This window comes from Streptomyces resistomycificus (assembly GCF_001514265.1).
Classification (GTDB): Bacteria; Actinomycetota; Actinomycetes; order Streptomycetales; family Streptomycetaceae; genus Streptomyces; species Streptomyces resistomycificus.
Genome location: NZ_KQ948990.1, coordinates 991,904 through 1,002,186, shown reverse-complemented (window position 1 = coordinate 1,002,186; position 10,283 = coordinate 991,904). Strand labels below are relative to the sequence as shown.

General features: G+C 70.9%; 8 protein-coding genes. 4 read left to right on the top strand and 4 right to left on the bottom strand.

The window, feature by feature from the left end:
- The 3 genes from treS to glgB all read left to right on the top strand — a co-directional run.
- A partial coding sequence (gene treS, locus AQJ84_RS14550) for a maltose alpha-D-glucosyltransferase (protein WP_059198822.1) occupies positions 1 to 1,394 on the top strand: 1,394 nt, incomplete at its 5' end.
- A 129-nt stretch (positions 1,395 to 1,523) separates the two neighbouring features.
- Positions 1,524 to 2,912 (top strand): maltokinase N-terminal cap-like domain-containing protein, encoded by a 1,389-nt coding sequence (locus AQJ84_RS14545; protein WP_053191682.1) that lies wholly within the window; start codon positions 1,524 to 1,526, stop codon positions 2,910 to 2,912.
- A 37-nt stretch (positions 2,913 to 2,949) separates the two neighbouring features.
- Positions 2,950 to 5,574 carry a 1,4-alpha-glucan branching enzyme gene (gene glgB, locus AQJ84_RS14540; RefSeq protein WP_079022682.1) on the top strand — a complete coding sequence of 875 codons (2,625 nt, stop codon included), beginning with the start codon at positions 2,950 to 2,952 and terminating at the stop codon, positions 5,572 to 5,574.
- A gap of 52 nt (positions 5,575 to 5,626) precedes the next feature.
- On the opposite strand, the gene AQJ84_RS14535 is transcribed toward glgB, so the two are convergent.
- From AQJ84_RS14535 to AQJ84_RS14520, 4 genes are all read right to left on the bottom strand, one after another.
- The gene (locus tag AQJ84_RS14535) at positions 5,627 to 7,906 is read right to left on the bottom strand and encodes a HelD family protein (RefSeq protein ID WP_079022683.1); all 2,280 of its coding nucleotides are present in this window, start codon (positions 7,904 to 7,906) and stop codon (positions 5,627 to 5,629) included.
- 120 nt (positions 7,907 to 8,026) lie between these two features.
- Complete coding sequence (locus AQJ84_RS14530) at positions 8,027 to 8,359, bottom strand: thioredoxin family protein (RefSeq protein ID WP_030042398.1); 333 nt, start codon at positions 8,357 to 8,359, stop codon at positions 8,027 to 8,029.
- The gene (locus AQJ84_RS14525) at positions 8,356 to 8,784 is read right to left on the bottom strand and encodes a MerR family transcriptional regulator (RefSeq protein ID WP_030042397.1); all 429 of its coding nucleotides are present in this window, start codon (positions 8,782 to 8,784) and stop codon (positions 8,356 to 8,358) included. The genes AQJ84_RS14530 and AQJ84_RS14525 overlap by 4 nt, the downstream gene beginning before the upstream one ends.
- A gap of 29 nt (positions 8,785 to 8,813) precedes the next feature.
- Entirely contained in the window at positions 8,814 to 9,257 is a 444-nt protein-coding gene (locus tag AQJ84_RS14520; RefSeq protein ID WP_037803598.1) for an Lrp/AsnC family transcriptional regulator, read from the bottom strand.
- Between the two features lie 111 nt (positions 9,258 to 9,368).
- Between AQJ84_RS14520 and AQJ84_RS14515 the strand changes: the two genes are divergently transcribed.
- On the top strand, positions 9,369 to 10,283 hold the full coding sequence (locus AQJ84_RS14515; RefSeq protein WP_030042395.1) for an NAD-dependent epimerase/dehydratase family protein: 915 nt from the start codon (positions 9,369 to 9,371) through the stop codon (positions 10,281 to 10,283).

Genomic DNA, 10,283 nt, shown 5'->3' with positions numbered 1-10,283 from the left:
TCGACGCCGCCCACCAGCGGGGCATGCGCGTCATCATCGACTTCGTCATGAACCACACCAGTGACCAGCACCCGTGGTTCCAGGAGTCCAGGAACAACCCCGACGGCCCCTACGGCGACTACTACGTCTGGGCCGACGACGACAAGCAGTACCAGGACGCGCGGATCATCTTCGTCGACACCGAGGCCTCCAACTGGACCTTCGACCCGGTGCGCAAGCAGTACTACTGGCACCGGTTCTTCTCCCACCAGCCGGACCTCAACTACGAGAACCCGGCCGTCCAGGAGGAGATGATCTCCGCCCTGCGCTTCTGGCTGGACCTGGGCATCGACGGGTTCCGGCTGGACGCGGTGCCGTACCTCTACCAGCAGGAGGGCACCAACTGCGAGAACCTTCCGGCGACCCACGAGTTCCTCAAGCGGGTCCGCAAGGAGATCGACGCCTCCTACCCGGACACGGTGCTGCTGGCGGAGGCCAACCAGTGGCCGGAGGACGTCGTCGACTACTTCGGCGACTACCAGTCCGGGGGCGACGAATGCCATATGGCGTTCCATTTCCCGGTCATGCCGCGGATCTTCATGGCGGTCCGGAGGGAATCGCGCTACCCGGTCTCGGAAATCCTCGCCAAGACCCCGGCCATTCCCTCGAGCTGCCAGTGGGGCATCTTCCTGCGCAACCACGACGAGCTCACCCTCGAAATGGTCACCGACGAGGAACGCGACTACATGTGGGCGGAGTACGCCAAGGACCCCCGCATGCGCGCCAACATCGGCATCCGGCGGCGCCTCGCACCCCTGCTCGACAACGACCGCAACCAGATCGAGCTGTTCACCGCCCTGCTGCTGTCCCTGCCCGGCTCGCCGATCCTCTACTACGGCGACGAGATCGGCATGGGCGACAACATCTGGCTCGGCGACCGCGACGCCGTCCGCACGCCGATGCAGTGGACCCCGGACCGCAACGCCGGCTTCTCGTCCTGCGACCCGGGACGGCTCTACCTGCCCACGATCATGGACCCGGTCCACGGCTACCAGGTGACGAACGTGGAGGCGTCGATGGCCTCCCCGTCGTCGCTGCTGCACTGGACCCGCCGCATGATCGAGATCCGCAAGCAGAACCCCGCGTTCGGGCTGGGCTCCTACACGGAGCTGCCGTCCTCCAACCCGGCGGTGATCGCGTTCCTGCGGGAGTACGAGGACGACCTCGTCCTGTGCGTGCACAACTTCTCGCGGTTCGCGCAGCCGACGGAGCTGGACCTCAGCGCGTTCCAGGGGCGGCACCCGGTCGAGCTCTTCGGCGGGGTGCGGTTCCCGGCGATCGGCGAGCTGCCGTATCTGCTGACCCTCGGCGGGCACGGCTTCTACTGGTTCCGGCTTCGCAAGGAAGCCGCGTAGGGCCCGTCGGGGCTCGGCCGAACCCCGGGCGAGGCGGTTTCCTCCGCCCCGCCCGGGGCACGCATCAGTAACACCCCGACCGGAGCGCCCCGGAGGCGAACCGAACATCAGGGGAAAGGACGCGACGCCATGTCGGAAGCCGTCACTCGTACCGCCACGACAAACCCCGGCCTCCTTGCGTCACTGGACCCACTGCTGCGGGAATGGTTGCCGCGGCAGCGCTGGTTCGCGGGCAAAGGGCGCCCCGTCACCGGGTTCTCCCTGGTGGCGGCCACCGAACTGCTGCCACCCACGGCGAAGCAGGGCCTGTACCACCTGCTGGTGCGTGCCCACCAGCCGCTCACCCTCGGCAGCTCCCCGCACCCCGGGGACTGCTACCAGCTCCTCATAGGCGCGCGCGAGGCGCTGCCGCCCCGGCTCGCGCCCGCGCTGATCGGACACGCCGACCAGGGACCGCTCGCCGGGCAGACGCTGTACGACGCCCTGTACGACACCCGGCCCGCCGAACTGCTCCTGGAGGCCCTGCGCACCCGGGCCCGCATCGGCGGACTGCACTTCGACCGGGACCCGCACCAGGAGATCCGCGACGGGCTGGTACCCCGGATGATGACCGTCGAGCAGTCCAACTCGTCGATCGTCTATGGAGATACGTTCATCCTGAAGCTGTTGCGCAGGATCGTGCCCGGCATCAACCCCGACCTCGAGCTGCCGCTGGCCCTGGCCCGGGAGGGCTGCCCCCGGGTGCCCGCACCGACCGGATGGCTGCGGGCGGAGCTGGCCGGCGACTCGTATGTGCTCGGCGTGCTCCAGCCGTTCGTACAGGGCGTTTCGGACGGCTGGGAGCTCGCGCTGCGGGAGCTGGCCAAGGGCGAGGACTTCACCGCCGAGGCCCGCTCGCTGGGGCGGGCCACCGCCGAGGTGCACACCGCGCTGGCCCGCGCGCTGCCCACGGTCACCCTCGGGCACACCCAGATCAGGCTGCTGGCCGACGGCATGCTCGAGCGACTGGAGGCGGCCACCCAGGCGGTGCCCGCGCTGCGGCCGTACGCGCCCGGTCTGCACTCGGCGTTCACCGCGCTGGCCGACCTGGCCGCCGAGGGCCGTACCTGGACAGCCCAGCGCGTCCACGGTGACCTGCACCTCGGCCAGTGCCTGCGGTCCCCCGCCGGACAGTGGTGGCTGATCGACTTCGAGGGCGAGCCGTCGAAACCGCTCGCGGAGCGCCGGCTGCCGCAGCCGGCGGCCCGCGACATCGCCGGGATGCTCCGCTCCTTCGACTACGCGGCGCACTCCACCGACGCGCCGGTGCCGGGCTGGGCCGAGGCGTGCCGGGCGGCGTACTGCTCCGGGTACGCGGAGGTCAGCGGTGTCGACCCGCGCATGGACCCGGTGCTGCTGCGCGCCTACGAGACGGACAAGGCGATATACGAGGTCGTCTACGAGGCCCGCCATCGTCCCGACTGGCTTCCGGTGCCGATGGCCGCGATCGAGAACTACGTGACGTCCGACCTGATCTGATCCGACCGACCAGACTTTCGCCGAGGAGGCTCCACCCGTGACCCCCCGCACCCCGTCCAGCGGTTCGGATCCGAAGAGGAAGGCGGCGGAGAAGCCCGCCAAGCCCGCCGCCAAGCCCGCCAAGGCCGCCAGGGCCTCCGAGGCGGCCAAGAAGGCCGCCGAGAGCGTGCAGAAGGCGGCGACGAAGAAGACCGTGGCGAAGAAGACCGTGGCCAAGCAGACGGTGCCGAAGCAGACGGTGCCGAAGCAGGCCGCGGCGAAGAAGGCGGTGGCGAAGAAGGCCGCGGGCAAGAAGGCCGTGCCGCAGCAGGCCGCGGGCAAGAAGGCTGCGGCCAAGAAGTCCGCGGTCAAGAAGGTCGCGGCGCAGCGGACCCCCGTGACGAAGGTCGCGGCCGAGAAGACCGCCGTGAAGAAGGCGGCGGCCAGGAAGACGCCCGTCCGGAAGAAGGCCCCCGCGCCGGAGCCGGTCCTGGCGGAGGCGGTCGAGGTGGCCGTCTCGCCGGCCGCGGACGCCGCGGACCGTGAGCGGCTGCTCGCCGGCACCCACCACGACCCGCACTCGGTGCTCGGCGCCCATCCGGTTCCGGGCGGGATCGCCTTCCGCGCCTTCCGGCCGTACGCGCTGTCCGTCACGGTCGTCGCCGGAGAGCTGCGGGCCGAACTGCACGACGACGGGGACGGGTTCTTCTCGGGCCTGCTGCCACTGCGGGAGGTCCCGGCGTACCGGCTCCTGGTGGCGTACGACGGGACGGCACAGGACGTCGAGGACGCGTACCGTTTCCTGCCCGCGCTGGGCGACCTCGACCTGCATCTGATCGGCGAGGGCCGGCACGAGCAGCTGTGGAAGGCGCTCGGCGCCGAGCCGACGACCCACCAGGGCGTGACGGGCACCCGGTTCACCGTGTGGGCGCCGAACGCGCGGGGCGTGCGGGTGGCCGGCACCTTCAACTTCTGGGACGGGACCGCGTTTCCCATGCGGTCGCTGGGCGGCACCGGCGTGTGGGAGCTGTTCGTGCCCGCCATCGGCGAGGGTGAGCTGTACAAGTTCGAGATCACCCGGTCCGACGGTTCCAAGACCCTGCGCGCCGACCCGCTGGCCCGCCGCACGGAGACGCCGCCGAACACGTCCTCCGTCGTGCACGCCTCGCACCACGAGTGGCACGACGAGGAGTGGCTGGCCCGGCGGGCGGACACCCGGGCGCACGAGGCGCCCTTCTCGGTGTACGAGGTCCATCTGCCGTCCTGGCGCCCGGGACTGACGTACCGCCAGCTGGCCGAGCAACTACCGGGCTACGTACGGGACCTGGGCTTCACCCACGTCGAGCTGATGCCGGTCGCCGAGCACCCCTTCGGCGGCTCCTGGGGCTACCAGGTGACGGGGTTCTACGCCCCGACGGCCCGCCTCGGCACCCCCGACGACTTCAAGTACCTGGTCGACGCGCTGCACCGGGCCGGGATCGGCGTCCTGATGGACTGGGTGCCGGCGCACTTCCCGCGCGACGACTGGGCGCTGGCAGAGTTCGACGGCCGCCCGCTGTACGAGCACGAGGACCCGTTGCGGGCCGCGCACCCCGACTGGGGCACCCTGGAGTTCGACTACGGCCGCCGTGAGGTGCGCAACTTCCTCGTCGCGAACGCCGTGTACTGGTGCGAGGAGTTCCACATCGACGGTCTGCGGGTGGACGCCGTCGCCTCGATGCTCTACCTCGACTACTCACGCGAGCCGGGACAGTGGACGCCGAACGAGCACGGCGGCCGGGAGAACCTGGACGCGGTGGCGTTCCTGCAGGAGATGAACGCGACCGTGTACCGGCGGGTGCCGGGGGTGGTGACGATCGCCGAGGAGTCGACCGCCTGGGACGGCGTCACCCGGACCACCGACAGCGGCGGCCTCGGCTTCGGCCTGAAGTGGAACATGGGCTGGATGCACGACTCGTTGGACTACGTGAGCCATGATCCGGTCCACCGCAAGCACCACCACGGCGAGATGACCTTCTCCATGGTCTACGCCTACAGCGAGAACTACGTCCTGCCGATCTCGCACGACGAGGTGGTCCACGGCAAGCGTTCCCTGGTCTCGAAGATGCCGGGCGACTGGTGGCAGCAGCGCGCCGACCACCGTGCCTACCTGGGCTTCATGTGGGCCCACCCCGGCAAGCAACTCCTCTTCATGGGCCAGGAGTTCGCGCAGGGCGCGGAGTGGTCGGAGGCGCACGGCCCCGACTGGTGGCTGCTGGACCCCGCCTACGGGGCGGAGCCCGACCACCGGGGTGTCCGTGACCTCGTCCGCGACCTGAACACCGTCTACCGCGCCTCCCCCGCCCTCTGGCAGCGCGACACCGACCCGTCCGGCTTCCAGTGGCTGGTCGGTGACGCGGCGGAGGACAACGTCTTCGCGTTCCTGCGCCTCGACGCGGAGGGCGTCCCGCTGCTCTCCGTGTCGAACTTCTCCCCCGTCGTCCGCCCCGACTACCGCCTCGGCGTCCCGGACGACGTACCGGCGTGGTACGAGGCCGTGAACACCGACGCCGCCCGCTACGGCGGCAGCGACATCACCAACCCCGACGCGATCAAACCGGAACCGACCCCCTGGCACGCCCGCCCGGCCAGCATCCGCCTGACCCTGCCACCCCTGGCGACAGTCTGGCTGCGCCCCGCCTAGGGGGTACCCCGTGGTTCCTGGGGGCCGAGCCCCCAGGAACGCGCGCCCCTGCTCACTGGAAGGCCCCGGCCAGCGCCCGCGGCAGTTCCCCCGTGTACAGCACCCCCAGCCGCTGGGTGGCCCGGGTCAGCGCCACGTACAGGTCGCTCGTGCCGTAGCGTCCCGGCTCGACCACCAGCACGGAGTCGAACTCCAGGCCCTTCGACTGGCGGGGGTCGAGCAGGACGACCGTGCGGGTCAGGTCGGGCTCGGTGTCCGCGGTCACTCCGTCCAGGCGGGCGGCCAGCCTGCGGTGCAGGTCGCGCGGGGCGATCACCGCCAGCCGGCCCTCGGCCGGGGTGAGTTCCAAGGCCGCCTGGGCCACCGCCGAGGGCAGGTCGTCGGTGGCGCGGGCCCAGGGGCGTACGCCGGTGGACCGCACCGAACTCGGCGGTTCGAAGCCGGGGTGCTGCGCCCGCACCACGGCCGCCGCCACCTCCATGATCTCGGCGGGTGTGCGGTAGTTGACCCCGAGCCGGGTGTGCTCCCAGCGGTCCTCGACGTAGGGCTCGAGGATGTCCGCCCACGAGCCGACGCCCGCCGCCTCCGCGGTCTGCGCCGGGTCGCCGACCAGGGTCATCGAGCGGGTCGGGCTGCGCCGCATGAGCAGCCGCCAGGCCATCGGGGACAGCTCCTGCGCCTCGTCGACGATGATGTGCCCGAAGGCCCAGGTGCGGTCGGCCGCCGCGCGCTCGGCGGCGCTGCGGTGGTCGTCCTCCTCGTGACGTTCGGCGAACCGTTCGGCGTCGATGATGTCGTGCGCGGAGAGGATCTCGGAGTCCTCCTCGTCCTTGTCCTCGAACTCGTAGGTGCGGGAGGCGTAGGAGACGTCCAGGACGCCCTGTGCGTAGGCGACCTGCGTCTCCCGCTCCCGTTCGGCGCGCGCCCGCGCCACCCTGTCGTCCTCGCCGAGCAGTTCGGCCGCCTCGTCGAGCAGCGGTACGTCCGCCACGGTCCACGCCCGGGTCACGGGGCGGCGGACGGCGGCCGCGTCCTCGGCGCTCAGGTACCCGTCGGGCTCGGCGAGGAAGTCCGCCACCAGACGCCGCGGGGTCACCCTCGGCCACAACCGGTCGATCGCCGACCAGACTTCGGGGTTCTCGGCGAGTTCGTCGCGGATCTGGGTGATGTCGCTGGGGTCCAGCAGGTTGGAGCCGTCGTACGGGTCGGTGCCGATGCGCTCGGCGACCATGTCGGTGAGCGTGTTGAGGATGTGGCCCTCGAAGTGCTCGCGCGCCGCGTTGTGCTGGAGTCCGGCGTCCCGGGTGCGTTCGCGGGCCATGTTCACCAGGTCGTCGTCCAGCATCAGGATCTCGCGGTCGTGCTCGATCGCGATCACCGGGTCGGGCAGCGCCTGGCGGTCGCGTACGACGGCGGCGAGGACGTCCGCCATGTCGGCGCGGCCCTTGACGGCGGCCGCCTCGGGCGAGTCGGTCGCCCGTGCCCGCACGCCGGGGAACAGCTCGCCGATCGTCGCCAGCAGTACTCCGGTCTCGCCGAGCGAGGGCAGGACCTCGCCGATGTAGCCGAGGAAGGCCGGGTTGGGGCCGACGATCAGGACGGCTCGCTTGGCGAGCAGCTCCCGGTGCTCGTAGAGGAGATAGGCCGCCCGGTGCAGGGCGACCGCCGTCTTGCCGGTGCCGGGGCCGCCCTCCACCACCAGGACCCCCCGGTGGGGTGCCCGGATGATCTCGTCCTGTTCGGCCTGGATGGTCTGCACGATGTCGCCCATCCGGCCGGTGCGCGCGGAGTTGAGGGCGGCGAGCAGCACGGCGTCGCCGGTCGGGTCCTCGTGTCCGGTGCGGGTGGCGTCGCCGAGGTCGAGGATCTCGTCGTGCAGCGCGGTGACCCGGCGGCCCTCGGTGGTGATGTGCCGGCGCCTGCGCAGGTCCATCGGGGTGTGGCCGGTGGCCAGGTAGAAGGGCCGGGCGACGTCCGCCCGCCAGTCGATCAGGATGGGCCTGCGCTCGGCGTCCTCGGTGCGCAGGCCGATGCGGCCGATGTGATGGCTGACGCCGGAGGTGAGATCGATCCGGCCGAAGCAGAGGGAGCCGTCCACCGCGTTCAGCGCGGCCAGCAGACCCGAGCGCTCGGCGACCAGGATGTCCCGCTCCAGCCGGGCCTGCATGGGCGTGTTGCCCTGGGCGAGCGCGTCCGTGACCGAGACCTCGGTGTCGCCGCGCAGGGCGTCGACACGCGCGTACACGCCGTCGATGAATTGCTGCTCCTGCCGCAATTCACTGTGTTCGCCGTCTGGAAAACCGGTGTTTGACAATTCCACTCCCGCCCGGATATACTCTGCTCACTGCACTTCTTTCGCGACCCGAAATCCTGAAGTCGCGAACCATTGAATATACGCAAAAAAATCCCCCGAGCGCAATTGCGCGGGGGATTTCTTCGTTTCGTCCGCGGCTCAGAGCACCTCGGACAGCTCCTCCAGGAGCCGGCGCTTCGCGCGCGCCCCGACCATCGCCTTCACCGGCTCGCCGCCCCTGAAGACCATGAAGGTCGGCATCGACAGCACCTGGTAGGCGTTGGTGGTCTCCGGGTTGGTGTCCACATCCAGCTGGACCACCTTCAGCCGCTCCCCCTCCTCCCGGGCGAGGGCGCTCAGCACCGGCCCCATCTGCCGGCACGGCGGGCACCAGTCGGCGGTGAACTCCACCAGCACCGGCAACTGCGCCCCGATCACCTCCGCCGCGAAGTCCGCGTCCGTCACCTCGGCCACACCCGCCGCCTTGATCACTCTCGGTTCCTCCCCAGCTCGCACACCGGCTCCGGACCGCCCGGAACCTCCGCATCGGCCGCCAGCTCGTCCCGCGCCCGCTCGGCCCTCGCCAGCTGCGCCCCGACCTGGGCCCGCACGGCCCGCAACTCGCCGATCAGGTCGTCGAGCTCCGCCAGCTTGCGCCGGTAGACCTGGAGCGACGCCGGGCACGAGTCGCCCTCCGGGTGCCCGGCGCGCAGACACTCCACGAACGGCCGCGTCTCCTCCAGGTCGAACCCGAAGTCCTGCAGCGTCCTGATCTGCCGCAGCAGCCTCAGGTCGTTCTCGTCGTACGTCCGGTACCCGTTGCCGCCGCGCCGCGCGGGCAGCAGCCCACGCGACTCGTAGTACCTGAGCGTCCGGGTCGTGGTGTTGGCCCTGGCGGCCAGCTCGCCGATGCGCATGGATACGAACGTAAGCCTTGACGCCGACGTCAGGGCAACAGCGGTTTGCGTTCCACCGGTGAGGTCAGCACGATCGACGTCGTCGTGCGGCCCAGCGCGGAGACCTCGTCGAGGACCGCCTCCAGGTGGACGGTGTCCCGGACCGCGACCTTGAGGATCCAGCAGTCCTCGCCGACCACGTGGTGCACCTCGGTGATTTCGGGGCGGTCCATCAGCTCCAGGGTCCTGGGGTGCTTCAGGTTGTAGCCGCCGTGCGGATCGACCCGGATGAACGCCTGGATGCCGTAGCCGAGCAGGGCCGGGACGACCTGGGCCCCGTACCCGCTGATCACCCCCGCGCCCTCGAGCCGCCGCACCCGCTCGGTGACCGCCGCCGGGCTGAGCCGGACCCGGCGGCCCAGCTCGCTGAGCTTGATCCGGCCGTCGGTCTGGAGCAGCTGAAGGATCTGCCGGTCCAGCGCGTCGAAGGCCACCGACGTTTCGTTGGCGGCGGATCGAAGATGCCGTGGTTCTTTCGGTGCGGCGGCCGGAACTCCCATGGTTCCCCCTTCAGGACACGTGTGTACGCCGGGAGAATTATGGTCATGGAAAAGGCACGAGAGGTATTGGTCATCGGCGGCAGTCGCTATTTCGGCAAGCGGCTGATCGCGCGTCTGCTGGCGGCGGGCGACCGGGTCACGGTCCTCAATCGCGGCTCTTCCACCCCTCCCCCCGGAGCGGTTCATCTGGTCGCCGACCGCGACGACGAGAATTCCCTCACCGAGGCACTCGGCACACGCACTTTCGACGTGGTCGTCGACCAGGTCTGCTACACCCCGCGCCAGGCGGCGGTCGCCCGCCGGGTCTTCGCCGGCCGGACCCGCCGCTACGTGATGACCTCGACGGTCGAGGTGTACGAGTACGAGGACTCGAGCACGCCGGTACGGGAGGACGCCGTCGACCCGCTGACCGTCCCCGTCGACCTCGGGCTCCCCTGGGAGGACCCGCGGTTCGCGCAGGCTCACTACGGCGAGGGCAAGCGGCAGGCCGAGGCGGTCTTCGCGGCCGCCGGGGAGTTCGCGTACACGGCGGTGCGGGTGGCCCATGTCCTGGGCGGGGCCGACGACTTCACCGGGCGGCTGCGGCACTACGCCGACCGCATCCGCGCCGGTGAGCCGATCGCCGTCCCGGTCGCGAACCGGCCGGCCACCTACGTACACGTCGAGGAGATCGCCGACTTCCTGGCCTGGGCGGCCGGCGAGGACTTCACCGGGCCGGTCAACGCGGCCTCCGACGGGGTGCTGGGCACCGAGGAGTTGTGCGCGGCGGTGGCCGCCCACGTCCCGGGCGGCCGGACCGTCCTGCGGGCCGTCGAGGTCGGCGAGGTCTCGCCGTTCTCCTTCGCACGCTCCTACGGCATGGACAACTCCCGGGCCGCGCGGCTCGGTTTCACCTTCGGTGAGGTACGGCGGTGGCTGCCGCGTGCCGTGGCCGAGACCCTCGGAAAGGACGGCGGCTGA

Bases quoted from the DNA above. Each gene is read 5' to 3' on its own strand.
- AQJ84_RS14545 (WP_053191682.1), top strand. From the start codon at position 1,524: ATGTCGGAAGCCGTCACTCGTACCGCCACGACAAACCCCGGCCTCCTT.
- AQJ84_RS14525 (WP_030042397.1), bottom strand. From the start codon at position 8,784: ATGCGCATCGGCGAGCTGGCCGCCAGGGCCAACACCACGACCCGGACG.
- AQJ84_RS14515 (WP_030042395.1), top strand. From the start codon at position 9,369: ATGGAAAAGGCACGAGAGGTATTGGTCATCGGCGGCAGTCGCTATTTC.